This window comes from Thermostichus sp. MS-CIW-36, assembly GCF_054059035.1.
Genome location: NZ_JBSSBR010000007.1, coordinates 29265 through 46638, shown reverse-complemented (window position 1 = coordinate 46638; position 17374 = coordinate 29265). Strand labels below are relative to the sequence as shown.

The following is a 17374-nucleotide window of genomic DNA, read 5'->3' as shown; positions in this document are numbered from 1 at the left end:
GGTTGCCCCTCTACGGCAGCGGTGCTCGTCTCCCCAGGCGTTTCCCCAAGCGCTACGCGCGTGCTGGCATCCAGGGCGGTTCCCTTTTGCCCAAAGGTACCGTTGCAAAGAACAACTACAAAGCCTATTGAGGCTGTATCCAGTCGTGAGACTGTTGGGTTTTTAAAGCGGTTGACTACCCTGCCGCTGCGGGTAGCACAGCACAAAGCCGCCCTAGTCGCGTCAGCGGGCCGTAGGCCCCAGGGCGGGGCTTTAGACCCAGTTTTTTTGGTAAAGCCACAGGGGCAAGCCCGAGGTGCTCACTTCAAACTGCAGACGGGCCAAGGCTTCTGCTGCCGGCAAAAACCGAGACCAACCTCTGCGCCGGGGGAGCAGGTCGTAGAACTTCGCATCCGTCGGCAAACCGGCCAGCTCTGCCGCCCAAAGGCGGGCATCTTCCTCTGTGCCCAAGCGATCCACCACACCCAAGTGAAGGGCCTGCTCTCCGCTGAAAATGCGACCATCGGCAAAAGTTTTGACCACATTCAAACTTAACTTGCGGGCAGCGGCAACCGTCTGCACAAACTGGCCGTAGGTAATGTCGATCAATTCTTGCAGGATGTTTCGCTCTTCCGGGGTTAGCTCGCGATCAAACGAGAGAATATCTTTGTAGGGGCCAGACTTAATCACCTTAAATGAAATCCCCACCTTATCCAGGAGGCGTTCGATATTATTGCCTCGAATGATCACGCCAATGCTACCGGTGATCGTTCCTGGGTTGGCGACAATTTTTTCGGCTCCCATGGCAATATAAACCCCCCCAGAGGCGGCAATGTTGCCAAAGCTGGCGACAATACGGGTGCCCTTTTTCTCCCGCAAACGCAAGAGGGCATTGTAGATTTCTTGGGAGTCGGCCACCGTCCCGCCTGGACTGTCGATGCGCAGCACCACAGCAGGGATCTGGTTTTCTTCCACCTCTTTCAGGGCCTTGAGAACCCGCTCGCGAGTTTTGCCATCAATGGCCCCTGCCACCTCAATGCGACCGATTTGCCGGCGCAAACCACCCAAGAATAATCGCTTCAGCATGGAAAAGAACTGGATAGGGATAAGTGCATATTCTGTATCATGAATGGCGGCTCATGGCTTGGTCAACCAGTTGCCTAGACGTTGCCATACACCGGGATCACCGCCCCTCGCAGATCCCGCGCTGCTTCTGAGACCAAAAAGGCGATCACCTGCCCGATGGACTCTGGCTTGACCCACAGCTTGGCTCGCTCGGATCCCATGGCAGCTCGGTTGGCCGGCGTGTCGATGATGCTGGGCAGGATGACGTTGGCCGTGATGTCGGTGCCTTGGGTTTCGGCGGCAATGGTGCGGGTCAGGGCCACCACCCCCGCTTTGGAAGCGCAGTAGGCGGCCAATTGCGGGCCCGGCTCCACCGCTCCTCGGGATCCCACCGTTACAATCCTCCCATAGCCCTGTTGCCACATTCTGCGCAGGCTGTGCTTGCAGGTCAGGAATGTGGTGGTGAGGTTGAGGTCGAAGTCGCGATACCAGTCCGCCAAGCTGTACTCGTGGGTGGGGCCCATGGCAAAGCCCCCCACCAGGTGGATCAGCCCATCCACGCGGGGTAGGTCGGCAATGACGCGGGCAACCGCCGCCTCATCTGTTAAATCCACTTGCACAAAGCGAACCCGATCCAGAGCATTGGCCGGCAGGCGCTCCCGCAAAATGGCAAGATCTTTCTCTTGGCGATAGGTCAAGGTCAGCTCTGCGCCGCTGGCCAGCACCACGGGAACCACCCCCAAACCCAGCCCGCCTGTGCCGCCGGTCAAGAGGATTTGCTTGCCTTGGTTGCTTTGCATGGATGCACCTGCATTGGCGAAAGGGATCCAGAACAAGATCGGGAAGGGACTTCAAAAACCCCAGAGGATGTTTGGGTTTGTCCAACTGAGCTTCCCTCTCTTACCCTACCCTGGTTCCTGCTCCTCTTGAGGAACAACAGCCCTTTTGGGCGCTTTCTCCAGCAACAGATCGCTCAAGGCCAGCCAGTGGGGCAGATCCAGCTCTTCAGCGCGGGCATCGGGGTTGAGGCGGAGCTGAGCCAAAGCTGCTGCGACCACCTCTCGCTCCACCAAGCTTCCCAGGGCATTGACGAGCTTCTTGCGGCGGGTGGAGAACCCCTGCCGGAGGAGGTGGTTAAACCAGCAGGGATCCCGGACGGGGGTGGGGGCGGGGCGGGGGGTGAGGCGAATCACAGCAGATTCCACCTTGGGGGCGGGCTTGAAAGCGGTGGGGGGCACCCTGCAGATCAGCTCGCAATCGGCCAAATACTGCGTCCGCAGGCTCAGAGCACCATAGGCTTTGCTGCCGGGGCCGGCCTGCAAGCGCTCGGCCAGCTCTTTTTGCACCAGAAGGACAATGCGCTCGAATTGCCGAACTGGCTGGGCTGGGGATCCGAGCACCTTTTCCAAAATGGGGCCGGTCAGGTTGTAGGGGATATTGGCCACCAGCAGGCGGGGTTGAGGAGGCAGCGGCAGGCGGAGAAAATCTCCCTCCAGCAGGTGAAAACGGGGTTGGCCGGCGAACCGTTTTTGCAGCAGTCGGCACAGATCCCGGTCGATCTCCACCGCCACCACCTGGGCGCCCTGGGCCAGCAATCGCCGCGTCAGTTGGCCGGTGCCGGGGCCGATCTCCAGCACCCAAGTGGGATCCGCGTCTCCCTCTGGATCATTCAACTGGGCAGCCCGCACAATCGCCTCGTGAACAGCGGGATCCTTGAGCCAATGCTGACCAAACCGTTTACGAGGATAGGGCATGGGGGAATGTTCGCGCAGTGCTGCGCCGCAACCGAGAGGTACCCAGAGCGGTTGAAGGAGAAATGGCCGGGTGGGTCATCGCTGGACTGAGTTGGGAACAGAAATCAAGGTGGGATCCGCATCCTCAGGTCTATCTCGGGCGGGTTGAGCAGGGAGCGCCTCTGGGTTCGGATCCCCGCTCAGGAGCGGCTTGCGGTAGAGGGGCACCGTAAAGGTGACGGTGGATCCCAGCCCTTCGCCCAAGCTGTAGAAATTGATCTCCCCTCCCATCGCCTCCACCAGGCGTTGGCTGATGGCCAGGCCCAAGCCGGTTCCTCCATATTGGCGGGTGGTGGAACCATCCACCTGTGTGAAAGCCTGAAACAGCTTCTGCTGCTTTTCCAGCGATACCCCGATCCCGGTGTCGATGACGCGGATGCGGGCCAACCCCGGATTGCCGGGCAGGATATCCGCTCGCACGGTTACTGAGCCTTTGGGGGTAAACTTGATGGCATTCCCCACCAAATTGAGCATGACCTGCAACAGGCGTTGGTAATCGCCCAAGAGCAAAATCTGATCCGAGGTGTTGGGCAGGTGGAAGCTCAGTTGTAGGCCCTTTTGGCTGGCCTGCAGGCTAGTCTTGGCCTCCACATCCTTAAACAAGGCTCGCAGGTCGCAGGGCTGGAACTCCAACTGCATTTTGCCCGCCTCGATCTTGGCGATATCCAGCACATCGTTGATTAGGGCCAGCAGGTGCAGGGCAGAGCGATAGGCCTCTTGCAAAAAGTCCAGCTCCTCTTCGCGGTTTTCGGCCATCCCGTCCAGCACCAGCTTGATAAAGCCGATGATCCCGTTGAGAGGGGTGCGCAGCTCGTGGGAGGTGTTGGCCAGGAATTGGCTTTTCAGTTGGTTGGCCGATTCCGCTTGGGCACGGGCCTGCTCCAGCTCCTTATTTTTCTGACGCAGAGTTTGGTTGGCTAACTGCAAGCGGGTTGCCAGTTGGCGACTTTGATCCAGCAAAATGGCGTGGGCAATGGCTGCGCCCAGGTAGGTGGCAATGCTCTGGAGTACCTGAATGTGGCTTGGCTGCCAAACAGGAACCCTGTTCGGATCCAGCATTTCCAGCCAGAGCAGGCTGTTGGCGTAGCCCTGGTAAGACATGGCAATGGCCAGATGTCGCCCCGCCTCCACCGGTTCTTCCTGTCTGAGGGCCTGCAACAAATGGGGGTAATCTGCCAGCTTCAGGGTCTGGTGGAGCAGGGAGGGATCCCCAGGATGGCGGCGGTACTCGGCATTGACCGTGAGGGAGTCTTGCCCCACCTCGTAGAGGGCCATCAGGCAGCGATCTACCTCAAACAGTTGCCCCAACTGCTCCACGGTCTGCTGGCACAGTTGCCGGATATCCAGGGAATGCCGGATGTTACGCACCAACTGCGTCGTGATCCCCTGTACCGGATCGGCCGGGAGAGCATGGGGCTGGCTGTTGGGGCTGCTGGTTCCTCCGGCCAACGCAAAAGGCGTAGCCCCCAGCAACTTGCCCACTGCCGCAACCGCCACCACCTCCCCTTCCATGTCCCGTACAGGGTTGAGAGAAAGATGCAGATGCAACTTGTAGCGGGGCGAGAGCACCTGACATTCGTAGGAGAGGGGATCCCCGCTTGCAAAGACCTGGTTGAGCTTGGCTTCGTACTCTCCAGCGTTGGCCACCTCCCAGATTTGCTGTCCGCTCACGATGTGCTGAGGGTAGATGCCATATTTCTCGGCATCTTCCCAGTAAAAACTCCAGAAGCGCCTCTGGCGATCCTGCGTGTAGAACATCGGAGTGGGTCGGAGCACACCCATGGGGGAGGAGACCACCATTGCGTTAGGGGAACACAGGCCAAAACTCAGGTTTTTCCAGAGGAAGCCGGGCTGGCGGGATCAGAGGCCGGGCGGGTTAGTGGGGCAGGATCCTTGTTGAGGCGGGCGAAGATCATGCGGCCTGCTGAGGTTTGAATGGCGCTGGTCACAACTACAGAGCGGGTTTTGCCCACAGAGCGCTGCCCTTCTTCCACCACCACCATGGTGCCGTCTTCCAAGTAGCCTACCCCTTGACCTGGCTCTTTTCCTTCGCGGGTGATCTTGATATCAAAGCTGTCGCCGGCAACATAGATGGGCCGCAGCGCCTCGGCCAACTCATTCACATTCAGCACCTTGACCCCCTGCAGAGCCGCCACCTTCTTCAGGTTGTAATCGGTGGTAAGCAGCGTTCCCCCCACGGTTTGGGTGAGGCGCACCAGCTTTTCATCGACAGTGGTCAGATCTGGATAGTTGGCTTCGTGAATAACGAAACGATCGGGGTAGGCCTCTCGCAAAGACTGCAGCGTATCCAAGCCTTTGCGGCCCCGCTCTCGTTTTTGGGCATCGGCCTTGTCGGCGATGGTTTGCAATTCCGTCAGCACAAAGCGAGGAACCACCAGGGTTCCTTCCAAAAAACCTGTCTCGATTAACTGAGCCACTCGGCCATCGATGATGGAGCTGGTGTCCAAAACCTTGGCGCTGGCAGCCACCACATTGCCCTCCGCCCAGAGGGCTGCTTGTAAAGCATAGTTGGGGTTAAACAGCCGCAGCAGCGAGGGGCCGTGGGTATCGGCCAGGCTGACCCCCAGGTAAGCAAAGGCCAAGCTGAAAAAGACCGAAGCCAGCGGCTCGAGGAACCTGTTGAGTTGGGGGGGCAGGGGCAGCAAGTACACAGGAGCCATGGCCAGATTGGCAATCACCAAGCCGATCACCAACCCCACCGAGCGGCTGATCAACACGTCCGGCGGCAAGGAGCGCACATTGGCCTCAAAGCGACGGTAGCTCCAGCGCACCAGGGATCCCAGAGCCAGCCCTGCCAGCAGGCCAAAGCCGCTGGTGACGACACGGGCTCCTTCCACATTGGCCCCCTGAATGGCAGCAGGAGGGAGCAAATCCAGGCCATAAAACCCGAGGCCAGCTCCCGCCAACATGAAGATCGCGATCAGTAAAGCGTCTAGCATAAGAAAAAAGACGGCCCTGCTGAGTGGGTGATGCTGCTGGGAATAGGCAAATCTGCTTCCTACTCATTCTAGTCGTCTGGTGTTGGAGGGATCCGGACAACCAAGCCAGCCCTCCCCCAGAAGGATTCAGACTATGCTGAAATCATAGCGATCCCTTGCCAGCTTGAGGGATCTGTGGAGCATGCCTCTAATCCCCAAAACCCTGAACTTTGCTGAATTTACTGAGCTTTAGGCGGTTTGGCAAAAGTCATTGAGAGGGATATAGTAGACCAAGTTTCCCCCTGATCCTTGAGTCCACCGCAACGGTTGCCGGGAAGTGAAGGGGGAAAGCGCTCGGGGGGTATTCCTCAGGGCTTTGCGGGATACCGCCTTCCTGTTTGGACTCCGTCCCGCTGACGCGAACAGAGATAGGCAGGATGCGATCGCTTCTTTCCTGAACCATGTTCAGGAGAGTTCAGCGTGAATGTATCAGAAACCGCTACAATCCAAATCTCAACGAGGCTAAAAGCAACCATGGCACAAGCACTGGAACTCAATACCGAGAACGTCGAGAAAGTCCTGGACGAGCTGCGTCCTTACTTGATGGCCGATGGGGGCAATGTGGAATTGGTGGAAATCGATGGCCCGGTGGTCAAGCTGCGCTTGCAGGGGGCCTGTGGAGCCTGCCCCAGCTCGACCATGACTCTAAAGATGGGCATTGAGCGCAAGTTGCGGGAGAGCATTCCCGATATTTTGGAGGTGGAGCAGGTATTCTGAGGGGCCCTGTAGGTTTTTGTGAGATTCCTTTAGGGTTCTTTATCATGTGTTGGATTATGTGCCTTGACAAATAGCCTCGGGTGGCTCTCTGCTCCCCACTTCTTTCTTCTGTGCCTTCTTCAGAGCTAGCGCATGTCTGTTCTCCTCTCCATCGCCATTCTCGCCCTGCTGATCCTGGTGCATGAGGCAGGGCACTTTGCGGCAGCCAAACTCCAAGGGATCCATGTCAACCGCTTCTCGCTGGGGTTTGGGCCGGTGCTGTGGCGATACCAGGGCAGGGAGACAGAGTACGCCATTCGCGCCCTGCCGCTGGGGGGCTACGTGGGCTTTCCTGACGAGGATGAACATTCTCCCTACCCCCCCGACGACCCGGATCTGCTGAAAAACCGCCCCGTGCTGGATCGCCTGGTGGTGATGAGTGCAGGGGTGATGGCCAACCTGATCTTCGCCTATCTGGTGCTGGTGTTGATGTTCGCCTCGGTGGGGATCCCCTCGGTAACGCGCCTCCATCCCGGCATTCTCATCCCTCAGGTGATGCCCGATAGCCCGGCGGAGCGGGCCGGCCTGAAGGCAGGGGATGTGGTGTTGCAGGCAGCCGATCGCGATTACAGGGGGATTGCCGACGAGACGGCGGCCTTGGCAGCTCTGAACGATTTTCAGGTGCTGATCCGCAGCAGCGAGAACCGGCCCATTCCCCTAGAGGTGCAGCGTGGGGAAGGGGATCCCCTGCAATTGACGGTGATCCCAGAGGTGCGGGGAGAGACGGTGGCCATTGGAGTGACCTTGGCCCCCCACCAGGAGGTGACCTTGCGTCCCCCTCAGAGCGTGGCCGAGATCCTCACGGAGGCGGGAAATGCCTACCAGCGGGTGGTGATGCTCAATCTGAACGGCTTGCGGCAGTTGGTTCAGAATTTCCAAAGCACGGCTGCTCAGGTCTCCGGCCCGGTGGGGATCGTCAAGATTGGGGCGGATCTGGCCCGCGATGACGCCGCCAGCCTGTTTAATTTCACCGCTTTGATCAGCATTAACCTGGCCTTTCTCAACCTGTTGCCCCTGCCCGCCTTGGACGGGGGACACATTGCCTTTTTGATCCTGGAGGCGATCCGCGGCAAACGGCTGCCCAAGCATCTGGAGGAGCGGGTGATGCAGACGGGCTTGGTGTTGTTACTGGGATTGGGGGTGGTGCTGATCTTCAAAGACACCCTCGCCATTGTCACCGGGTCAGGCTAGGGGAAGATGGCCAGCAAACGGGCCCTGCGCCAGCGAGCTTTGGAGATCCTGCTTCGGCTGAAGCGCCACTACCCCAACTCCACCTGTGCCCTCCACTACCGGACGCCGCTGCAGCTCTTGGTGGCAACCATCCTCTCCGCTCAGTGTACGGATGAGCGGGTGAATCAGGTAACGCCGGAGCTGTTTCGTCGCTTCCCGGATGCCCAGGCCCTGGCGACAGCGCCGCGAGAGGAGATCGAGGCTCTCATCCATTCCACCGGCTTCTATCGCAACAAGGCCAAACACATTCAGGAAGCCTGCCGCAAGATCTTGAGCGATTTCGGTGGTCAAGTGCCCCGCACCATGCCGGAGCTGCTCACCCTACCCGGCGTAGCCCGCAAGACGGCCAATGTGGTGTTGGCTCATGCTTTTGGCATCAATGCCGGGGTTACCGTCGATACCCATGTTAAGCGCCTCAGCCGCCGCCTCGGCCTCACTGAGCACGAGGATCCCGTGCGCATCGAAAAGGATCTGATGCAGTTGTTGCCGCAGGCGGATTGGGAGAACTGGTCTATCCGTCTGATCGACCACGGGCGGGCCATCTGCACTGCCCGCAGGCCTCTGTGCCAGCAATGTTTTTTGGTGGATCTCTGCCCCAGCGCTCCCCTCCTGAGACCGGCGGCACCGGATGAGAAAATGGATAAAAAAGCTACCAAAGCCTCGCCAACCTGAGAGGATGGTTTCCGGGCGCCCTGTATGGCTGAGCCGGCAGGGATCCCTCCCTTGCAGCACTTGTTTTGGCCGCCCCTCGCCCTAGAATAAGCTCCATGCAGGATAAACCCATGTCAGTCGCGCCCCCCGTTCTGGTCATTGCCGGCCTGACGGGATCCGGGAAAACTTTGGCCATCCAGCAGTTGGAACAACTGGGGTACACCGGCCTAGAAGGGATCCCGCCTGCCCAGGTGATCCCCTTGGTTGAGGCGATGCGGACCCATCACGCTGCTTTGGCCATCAGCTTGAATCTCCACGCCCAGGAGTACCGGGATCAAGTTCCCACCCTGGCTGCTTGGGTGCAATCGCAAGGGATCCCTTTCCTATTCTTGGAGGCCCGCTCCCCAGTGTTGCTCAACCGTCTCAGCGCCCACCGCCGTCCCCATCCCTACGGGGAAGCTGCCGGTTTGTTGGAGGCCATTGAGCAAGAGCGGCTGGCTCTGGCCCCGGTGCGGGAACGCTGCACCCACTGGTTGGATACCTCCGACCTCAATGCCCAGCAACTGCGGCAGCAATTGCAAGCTTTGGTGCAAGGGATCCCCCAGCCCCTCAACCTAAGGCTGGTCAGCTTCGGTTTCAAATACGGCGTTCCCCCCGATGCCAACTTGCTGTTCGATGTGCGTTTTTTGCCCAACCCCTTCTTTCAGCCCCATCTGCGTCGCCTCACTGGGCAGGATCCCCTGCTGCAGGAGTTCTTGTTTGCGGATCCCATCACACAATCCACCTATCAGCACATCTTGTCCCTGATCAAAGCGTTTTGGCCCCACTACCGCGCAGAGCGTCGCCCCCACCTGACTTTGGCTATCGGCTGTACCGGCGGTCAGCACCGCTCGGTGGCCCTGGTGGAGCGCCTGGCCCAGGATTTGCAGCCTTGGACTGTCCCTGCCGGCAACCACGTTCTTCCCGACCTGAATGTTCAGGTTCAGCATCGCCATCTGCTCGACTCTCAGCGGGAGCTGGAAGCCCGCTTTGGCCCGGCGCCCGGCGAAGCCGGCGTTGCGCAGCAACAGGTTAGGATCCCTTTGGCCGGCGTTCCTGCACCTTCCCATGCCTAAGCCTGTGCCCAGCAACAAGTCCGCCGCTTGGGGCATTCGCCGCCGCAAGGCTGCTTGGCCGGGAAGTGGCTGGAAATGGCTCTTTCCCGGTTTAGCCGTTAAACGCTGGCTGAGCCTGGCGGTTGGGGGCGTGCTGCTGATGGTGCTGGGCATTGCCATCTGGACGGAGTTGACCCCCATCTTTCGCCTGAAGCGGCTGATCGACATCACCCTGCGCCTGATCACCACTTGGATCCCGAACAACATCAGTGGCCCCCTGGTGACTGGGATCGGGCTGGTGATGGTGGTGCTGGGGTTTCGCAGCGCCATGCGCTCCATCGAGGATGTGCTGATCCCCGAGGGAGATGAGGCGCTGGTGGATAAGCTCTTGTCGCGGCGGCGTCTCAGCCGTGGTCCCCGCATTGTGGTGCTGGGGGGCGGTACCGGCCTCTCCAATCTGCTGCGGGGTCTGAAGCGCTACAGCTCCAACATCACGGCCATTGTCACGGTGGCCGATGACGGGGGATCCTCAGGGCGTCTGCGGCGGGAGATCGGCGTTTTGCCCCCCGGCGATATCCGCAACTGCCTCACTGCTCTGGCCAACGAAGAAAAGCTGCTCACCGAGCTGTTTCAATATCGCTTCCAGTCGGGGGAAGGGTTGAGCGGCCACAGCTTCGGCAATTTGTTCATCACTGCCCTCACCGCGGTAACCGGCGGCGACTTGATTCGGGCCATCACTGCCACCTCGCAAGTCTTGGCCATTCAGGGGCGGGTGCTGCCGGCCACCCTGGCGGATGTTACCCTCTGGGCGGAGCTGAGCGATGGCCGCCGCGTGGTGGGAGAGTCCAACATTGCCAAAGCCGGAGGACGCATTTGCCGAATCGGCTGTGACCCCCCCAACCCTCCCGCCCTACCGGAAGTCATCGAGGCTATTGAGGCGGCAGAGTTTGTGGTGCTGGGGCCGGGTAGCCTCTACACCAGCATCATTCCCAACCTGTTGGTGCCGGAAATTGTGGAAGCTCTGGCCAAAAATATGGCCCCCCACATCTACGTCTGCAACATCATGACCGAGCCGGGGGAAACCGACGGCTATACCGTTGGGGATCACGTCATGGCTCTGGATCGGGTGGCAGGAGTGCGCCTATTTGACGGCGTGCTGGTGCAGCGGGAGCCACCCTCCCCACGTGCTTTGGAGCATTACCGCCGCAGCGGTTCTGAGTTTGTGGTGCTGGATCCCGACAAACTGGCTTACCTGGGCTGCCGCGCCGTTTTGGCTAACGTCATGCAAGAGGATCCAGAGACCGGCTTGGTGCGCCACAACCCCGAACGCTTGGCTGCAATGCTGATGCGCTGGTTCGACAGACATCGCCCCCTCTAGCTTTGCCCAGGATGTCCTCTGCTGTTATTGCAGGCGGGAATAAGGGCGGGGATAGGGCTTGCGCATCTGTCGAGCCAGGTACACCTGAAAGGTTTGCGCCACCGCCCCTGCCCGCACCAGGGGAACCTCGGCCACAGGCTCGATTTGGGCAAAGTAGTCGCCATAGGTGGCTGGGATCCCTGCCCTCGGCTGGAACAACTTGGAAGTGATGAGCAGCCCATCCTGCCCCAGCCAATCCTGCGGCTGCGACCAAAAGGCAAAGCCCCGCAAATCTGCATCCAGGCAGGTCAGAGGCTTGTCCGTCAGCGGAGCCAGGGCCATGGCGATCTGACCGCCCAAAAAATAGGCATTGGTAAAAACGAACTCTGCCTCCTCAAGGGCTTGAGCCAGGTGGGGATCTGTCCGAAACCGCTGCCGCAACTGCTCAATTTCAATGAGCTGAGTAGAGGGATCCTGCTCCACGGGCCACAGGCCCAGCCCGCCAGGAGCCTGCAGCAGGCCATAGCGCACATGGGCCAGCCCCACCCCCACCACCAAACTCACCATCACTGCCGTCCCCACCAAGGTTCGCTTCGCTCCCGGCCACCGTTCCCAGAAGGATCCCAGCAGCAGCGTCAGCACCCAAAACCCCGGCATGGGCCAGGTGGGCAAGATGGGCCGGTAGCCTCCCATCAAGGTAAAGGCCAACACCAGCGGTAATCCACAGGCCAGGATCAAAAGGTGCTTGAGCTCTTCATCCGTCAGCCGCATCCCGCGGAGAATCTGCAGGGCCACCCGACCCGTCCCTGCCAAACTCGCCCACCCCAAAGGGATCCCCAAGCTGGGGAACAGGTAAAAGATTTCAGAAAGGATCGTCAGCCCCAGCGCTTGCAGTTGATACCCTGCCTCCGGCACCGCCCGCCCCGCCTGAAAGCGAAAGGAGACCCAATCCTGCTGGGCGTTCCAGATCAGCACCGGGCTGAAGGCCAGCACAAAACCCAGCACCGCCAGCACCGTCCAGCCCGACCTCAAGGCACAGCGATGAACTGAGCTGAGCAGACAAAAGAGTACCAGGCCGAACCCCAAAGCCAAGCCGTGGTACTTCCCCAAGCAGGCCAGCCCCACCAAGAGACCTATGAGCGCTAGCCTAGGCCCTGGCCGATAGCGAGCCGCCCCATAGACAGCCAATTTCCCCTGCCCCAAAGGCACCGGGAAAAACTCCTGGCTGGCCACCCATAGGGTTGCTGCCGTAAAAAAGACCAGCGGACTATCCGGCAGGGTCAGCACCCCAAACCCAATCCAAAGGATGGGTGCGATGCTGATGGCCGCCAAGCTGATCAGTCCCGCCCGAACAGAGAAAAGGCGTGCTCCGGTGTAGTAGAGGAATAGGGAAGAGCCACAATACAGCAGCAGGGATCCCAGTCGAATAGAAAAAGCCGACACCTGGCCGGTCAAGGCAGGCCCCAAGCCCGTTGTCCAGGCCACCAGCGGCGGATGGTCAAAATAGCTCCAATCCAGATGGCGGGTGTAGAGGTAGTAGTAGGCTTCGTCAAAGCCCGGCGGCAAAAGGGCAGCCACCAGGCCCCGCATGAACAAGCCCAACCCCAGGATTAGCCAAACCGCTCTAGGCAATGGAGGGGATCCCTATGGGCAGATGGACAGATCTAACTTACCTTGAATACCTCTCGGGGCTACGTCCCTCTAGTATTATGATTTTGCCTCCGGCAAAATGACCGGACACCCCAAAAATTGACCCAGCTTCTCGGCCTCTGCCCGCGCCTCTGGTTCCTTATCAGTGTAGCAGACTGACAGCAAAGGTTTCCGCGATTGCAATTTCACTTCTACCGAAAAGAATTCAACAAAATTCCTTTTGGCCTGAACCAAAATCTGCTGTACATCTCCAAAGGAATAAGTTTTCCGCCCTAGCGACCCAAAAGGAGTAAGGTGCTCCTCTTGGATTTGGTACCTAGAGCGGTCAAACGTTAGACGGCGACACCAAAAAGACACCTTCAGCATGAGAGCTCCTACCCAAAGAAGTAGAGCCAGAAATAGCCCTGGAAGGAGAGAATACAAGATCGCAAACACTAACTCCAGTAAGTGAAATCTATCGATATCTATCAAGAGCCGACTCTCTGTACTGTTCACAAAAGAATCAACGCGCCTTGCCAATTCCTGAGCTTCACTTTCACCAAAGGCCAACCAGGCTGGGGTTTCCCCTGTAGGCTTTTCCAGCGTGACATAGTAGCGCTCAGTCCTTTCTCCGTCGTCATCCTCCACAATTTCAGTTTTGACTGCAGCTCCTCTTACATCTATGTGAAGTGTAGTTTGGCTCGGCAAAGGTAGAAACGGCTGGAAAGACACTTCACAATTAACCGTAGACTGGTCAACTCGAAAACAAGTGAAACGGCGCTCACCCTGGGAAGACCAGATCGAAGATAAAGCCATAAAAAGGATGAACGCAAAGAAACAGATAAAAACAAAAGTAGCAAGAGACCCAAGGAAACCTACAGAAGACTCTTGGTACACGCGCTTGTTGTGGCTCTCCTCCACGCATTTCATAGACTCAACTCCGGGAAAGCTGGATTTGTTTAGATTATGGCTTGCTAGTCTGCCGGTCGTCTGTTTCCGAGAATACGAAGCGTTTAAAAAATTATGAAAAGCAGTAAGTCCTCCGGTTTTCGCTGTGCTGTATTCAACTTCCCCTCTCTCCAACCAGGAGCGGAAATTGAGTGGCTGACTGCACGAGGCGCCGGGAAGAGGTTTTAAATCAAGCAAGTTAAAGGTTTGAGCTGTTGAATGTACGCAAGTGAGTTGGGTTTTTCATATCCTCCCAGTTTCTTTTGAATGTGATTTAAAACTGCGGATCCAAGTGCGAAAAGTCTGAGGATTTGCCCGCACCTAATTCATGTTCTGAGGTATTATGTTATCTCCAATACCTCTAAAATGTCCTGGCTGCTTTTCGGGATCCCAAGGTCTCTTCCAAAAGCTGTGGGGTGGCATAACAGAGGGATGAGCGCCAAACTAGCGGTGGTGCTCATGTGAGGATTGCAATGGAAGGCAGACCTAGGGCTAGGGTAGGGCGGCCTGTGCCGAAATCTCTGGAGACAAGGCAAAATGGCCGGCAACTTGCTCAACGGCGCCGACGCAGAGGTTCTTGGATCCCTTCACCGCGAAGCTCTAGGCAGTGGGGAACAGCGCTGGGATGGCTCTTGGGGGAGCGGATCCCGACGGCCCGCCAGCTTGACTTTCGCGCCGGCATGACCGGACTGGCTTTGATCATCGCCGTATTTGTAACAGGAGCACGTCTGGTTTATTTGCAACATCAACAGGCACCCCTATTGCAGCAGCGAGCCGAAGCCCAGCAGCGAGCCCAGCTAAGACCTTTCATTCCTCGTCGCTCAATTGTGGATCGTCATTCTATTGCCAAGCAGCAGGCAGAATTGCTGGCCGTAGATCGCCCCGTCTATACTCTCTGGGCCCATCCCCGCCTCTTTGGCAAACGCACTCCAGAGGAAATTGCCACTGCCCTTGCTCCCCTGTTGCGGCGTCCGGTGGAGCAACTGACGCAGCGGCTGTCGGTTAATCATGCGGTGCGGGTGGAGCGCTGGGTATCCCAGGAGGTGGCGGATCAAATTCAGGCTCTGCATCTGGATGGCCTGGAGCTGGTGAGCGAGCGGCAACGCATTTACCCCCAAAAAGAGATGGCCGCTGAGGTGGTGGGCTATGTGGATCTGGATCATCAGGGCCAAGCGGGAGTGGAATATTCCCGGCAAGAGCTGCTGGAGCGTACTGTTCAGCCTGTTACTATTCCTCGCGATGGCTACGGACGACTGTTGGCTGCCGAGGTGCCGGAAGGGCTGCTGCAATCTGGCGAGACGGTGCTGCAACTTACCCTAGACATGCGTCTGCAAAGAGCTGCCCGCGCTGCCCTGAAAGCCCAACTGCAACGGTTTCGAGCCCTGCGGGGTACGGTGATCATCTTGCAGCCCCACACGGGGGAGATTTTGGCTCTGGTGAGCGAGCCCACCTATGACCCCAACCGCTACTTTGAGTATGACCCCGGTCTTTTTCGCAACTGGGCCGTAACGGATTTGTATGAGCCGGGATCCACCTTCAAGCCCATCAACATTGCCATTGGGTTGGATGCTGGAGCCTTTACAGCAGATGAGCGGGTCTATGACGAGGGTCGGATTCTCATCGGTCAGTGGCCCATTCAAAATTACGACTACCACCAGCGAGGGGCCCATGGCTGGATGAGCGTCACGGATATCCTGCGGCAATCCAGCAATGTGGGCATGGTACATCTAATGCGCAAGCTGGATCCCCGCCAGTACTACAATGCCTTGGTGCGGCTGGGGTTCAACGAGCGCAGTGGCGTGGATTTGCCCTTTGAGCCGGCCAGCCGTTTGAAACCGCTGCGACAGTTTGTTACGGTGCCGGTGGAGCGGGCCACTGTCGCTTTCGGCCAGGGGCTGGCCCTCACTCCTCTACAGTTGGCTGCCATGCATTGCATCATTGCCAATGGCGGACTGAAAGTGCAGCCCCATGTGGTGCGAGGCTTGGTGGAGAAGGATACGGATACTTTGGTTTGGGGATCCCCGCAGCCGCAGCCGGTGCGGGTACTATCCGAGCAAGCCACGCTGGCAGTGCGTATCCAAATGCGGGATGTGGTGGACTTTGGCACGGGGCAATCGGCCAAGATCGAGGGGTATGAGATCGCTGGCAAAACCGGCACTGCCCAGAAAGCCGGGCCACGGGGGGGCTATTTGCCCGGCAAGCGCATCACCAGTTTTGTGGGCTATTTCCCGGCCATTCGCCCGAATTACGTGATCTTGGCGGTGATCGACGAGCCCCAGGGGGAAGATGCCTTCGGCTCGACGACGGCTGCTCCCGTTGTTCGCTCGGTGATCCAGGAGATCATCGCCCTAGAGGGGATCCGCCCTAACTCTACTTAGCGCAGCCATAGGAACAAGGGGCGAAGGCGGATGCCAAAGGGGGCCCAGACAGTGAGGAAATGAGCGAAATGCCCATACCTCCGGATTGGCTCTTCCTGGAAAAAGCCATACTCAAGACTGGCCACCCACAGAGTCGGGTTTAACCTCCGCACTCCTCCAGCTCAGTTTGGAGTTGAGGTAGAAGTTCCAGAATACGACAACACCGATGGCAATTAAGTTGGCCAACAAATAATGAATGCCCAAGCGCTCGCTCAGCAAGATCACCAGTGAAGCGTTGAGAACCAAGCCGATCAAGCAGATAACATTAAACTTCGCCAACCGCTTCAGGCGATTCCAGGGCCCCGGCTGCAAGCGGGTCACATGGCGAAAAGTCCACAGGTCGTTCCAGAGGAAGTTATTGAGAATGGCCACCTCCGAAGCAACCAGCTTACTGGTTATGAGATCCCATCCTAAGTTGGTGGGATCGTGCAAAACATAGAGCAAAGCCATGTCCACCAAGGTGCCGGATAGGCCAACCGTGCTGAAGCGCAAAAAGGATCCCACCTGCCCTAGCGAAAAGCGCAGCACCATCAGGTGGTGGAGGTATTGGAGACAAGTTTGCAGTTGGATTTTGCTCTCCCCGTTTTGGCGCTCCTGAAAGATGTAGCCGACTTCAGCAATGGTTTTCACCCGGCCCCGCGCCAGCACCTCGATCAGCAGCTTGTAACCCTTGGGGTTGAGCGGGATCCCGGCAATGGCTTGGCGTCTGACCAGGAACAGTCCGCTCAACGGATCGGAAACACGGCTGAAAACTCCTGGCAGCAGAACCAGCCCAATCCATTGGGCCCCGCGGGAGACAATGCGCCGGCCCAGGCTCCAGTGGCTCACCCCTCCCGATGGTGCATAGCGGCTGCCCACCGCCAGATCTGCCCCCTTCTGGATGAGCGGCCACAATTTGAGAACAATCTCCGGCGGATGCTGCAAATCCCCATCCATAACCCCCAACACCTCGCCGCGGGCAGCTTGCCATCCCCGCAGCACGGCAGTGGCCAGGCCTCGTTCGTGGTGGCGACAAATGACTTGCAGTTGAGGGAATTCTTTTTGCAATCCTTGGGCCACTTTGGCAGTGTAATCGGGGCTATTGTCATCCACCACAATCAACTCATAGCCTCCAGGCAGAATCGTGTCTAGGTGGGCACACAATTGTCTGACCAAGCTGCCAATGCTAGAGGCTTCGTTGTAGGTGGGAATGACCAGCGAAAGTTGCACAGGGCTGGACTGAGACAGAGGTGGAATCTGAAAAGGAGCTGCAGAAGCTTTGGGATCGGCAGAGGAAGTAGGAGCTCCATGAAGCATTCAGCAGGCCATCCAAAAACAATAAAACAAAAATCCCCCGCCTAGGGCTGCAAATCCTAGGACTGCCTTGGTTCACATTGGATCCACAGAACGATCCCCTATCGTACTGATCGATGAGCCGCAGGGCTAGACCTTTCTCCACCTACTTAGCTTCTGAGGA

Annotated in this window: 15 protein-coding genes; 7 read left to right on the top strand and 8 right to left on the bottom strand. The window is 58.4% G+C overall.

All coding sequences use genetic code 11. From position 1 onward, the window contains the following. Window positions 1-252: 252 nt before the first annotated feature. From sppA to ACVWVQ_RS04935, 5 genes are all read right to left on the bottom strand, one after another. Entirely contained in the window at window positions 253-1065 is an 813-nt protein-coding gene (sppA, locus tag ACVWVQ_RS04955; RefSeq protein WP_414355892.1) for a signal peptide peptidase SppA, read from the bottom strand. Window positions 1066-1139: 74 nt separating this feature from the next. Next, complete coding sequence (fabG, locus tag ACVWVQ_RS04950) at window positions 1140-1844, bottom strand: 3-oxoacyl-ACP reductase FabG (protein WP_414373529.1); 705 nt, start codon at window positions 1842-1844, stop codon at window positions 1140-1142. Window positions 1845-1949: 105 nt separating this feature from the next. Further along, window positions 1950-2798 carry a 16S rRNA (adenine(1518)-N(6)/adenine(1519)-N(6))-dimethyltransferase RsmA gene (gene rsmA / locus ACVWVQ_RS04945; RefSeq protein ID WP_457507212.1) on the bottom strand — a complete coding sequence of 283 codons (849 nt, stop codon included), beginning with the start codon at window positions 2796-2798 and terminating at the stop codon, window positions 1950-1952. Between the two features lie 75 nt (window positions 2799-2873). Next, complete coding sequence (locus tag ACVWVQ_RS04940) at window positions 2874-4619, bottom strand: sensor histidine kinase (protein ID WP_457507210.1); 1746 nt, start codon at window positions 4617-4619, stop codon at window positions 2874-2876. A gap of 44 nt (window positions 4620-4663) precedes the next feature. Continuing rightward, the gene (locus tag ACVWVQ_RS04935; RefSeq protein WP_457507208.1) at window positions 4664-5797 is read right to left on the bottom strand and encodes a PIN domain-containing protein; all 1134 of its coding nucleotides are present in this window, start codon (window positions 5795-5797) and stop codon (window positions 4664-4666) included. Window positions 5798-6310: 513 nt separating this feature from the next. Here ACVWVQ_RS04935 and ACVWVQ_RS04930 point away from each other — a divergent pair. The 5 genes from ACVWVQ_RS04930 (at window position 6311) to ACVWVQ_RS04910 (ending at window position 10945) form a co-directional block, all read left to right on the top strand. Continuing rightward, window positions 6311-6553: a NifU family protein gene (locus ACVWVQ_RS04930; RefSeq protein ID WP_414373537.1), complete on the top strand. Its 243-nt coding sequence runs from the start codon at window positions 6311-6313 to the stop codon at window positions 6551-6553. Between the two features lie 132 nt (window positions 6554-6685). Continuing rightward, the gene (gene rseP / locus ACVWVQ_RS04925; RefSeq protein WP_457507206.1) at window positions 6686-7783 is read left to right on the top strand and encodes an RIP metalloprotease RseP; all 1098 of its coding nucleotides are present in this window, start codon (window positions 6686-6688) and stop codon (window positions 7781-7783) included. Window positions 7784-7789: 6 nt separating this feature from the next. Beyond that, window positions 7790-8494: an endonuclease III gene (nth, locus tag ACVWVQ_RS04920; RefSeq protein WP_457507204.1), complete on the top strand. Its 705-nt coding sequence runs from the start codon at window positions 7790-7792 to the stop codon at window positions 8492-8494. A gap of 110 nt (window positions 8495-8604) precedes the next feature. Then, window positions 8605-9588 carry an RNase adapter RapZ gene (rapZ, locus tag ACVWVQ_RS04915; protein ID WP_414409087.1) on the top strand — a complete coding sequence of 328 codons (984 nt, stop codon included), beginning with the start codon at window positions 8605-8607 and terminating at the stop codon, window positions 9586-9588. Continuing rightward, the gene (locus ACVWVQ_RS04910) at window positions 9581-10945 is read left to right on the top strand and encodes a gluconeogenesis factor YvcK family protein (RefSeq protein WP_011432626.1); all 1365 of its coding nucleotides are present in this window, start codon (window positions 9581-9583) and stop codon (window positions 10943-10945) included. The genes rapZ and ACVWVQ_RS04910 overlap by 8 nt, the downstream gene beginning before the upstream one ends. A 24-nt stretch (window positions 10946-10969) precedes the next feature. Here ACVWVQ_RS04910 and ACVWVQ_RS04905 read toward each other — a convergent pair whose 3' ends face one another. Then, entirely contained in the window at window positions 10970-12556 is a 1587-nt protein-coding gene (locus ACVWVQ_RS04905; RefSeq protein WP_457507201.1) for an ArnT family glycosyltransferase, read from the bottom strand. 75 nt (window positions 12557-12631) lie between these two features. Then, window positions 12632-13483 (bottom strand): hypothetical protein, encoded by an 852-nt coding sequence (locus tag ACVWVQ_RS04900; protein WP_457507199.1) that lies wholly within the window; start codon window positions 13481-13483, stop codon window positions 12632-12634. Window positions 13484-14038: 555 nt separating this feature from the next. On the opposite strand from ACVWVQ_RS04900, the gene ACVWVQ_RS04895 reads away from it, so the two are divergent. Together ACVWVQ_RS04895 and ACVWVQ_RS04890 are read left to right on the top strand one after the other, a co-directional pair. Then, window positions 14039-14185, top strand: a complete 147-nt coding sequence (locus ACVWVQ_RS04895) for a hypothetical protein (protein ID WP_414344636.1) — start codon at window positions 14039-14041, stop codon at window positions 14183-14185. Beyond that, the gene (locus ACVWVQ_RS04890; RefSeq protein ID WP_457507197.1) at window positions 14134-15879 is read left to right on the top strand and encodes a peptidoglycan D,D-transpeptidase FtsI family protein; all 1746 of its coding nucleotides are present in this window, start codon (window positions 14134-14136) and stop codon (window positions 15877-15879) included. The genes ACVWVQ_RS04895 and ACVWVQ_RS04890 overlap by 52 nt, the downstream gene beginning before the upstream one ends. Window positions 15880-15990: 111 nt before the next feature. On the opposite strand, the gene ACVWVQ_RS04885 is transcribed toward ACVWVQ_RS04890, so the two are convergent. Then, window positions 15991-17214, bottom strand: a complete 1224-nt coding sequence (locus ACVWVQ_RS04885; protein ID WP_457507195.1) for a glycosyltransferase — start codon at window positions 17212-17214, stop codon at window positions 15991-15993. Between the last annotated feature and the right edge of the window lie 160 nt (window positions 17215-17374).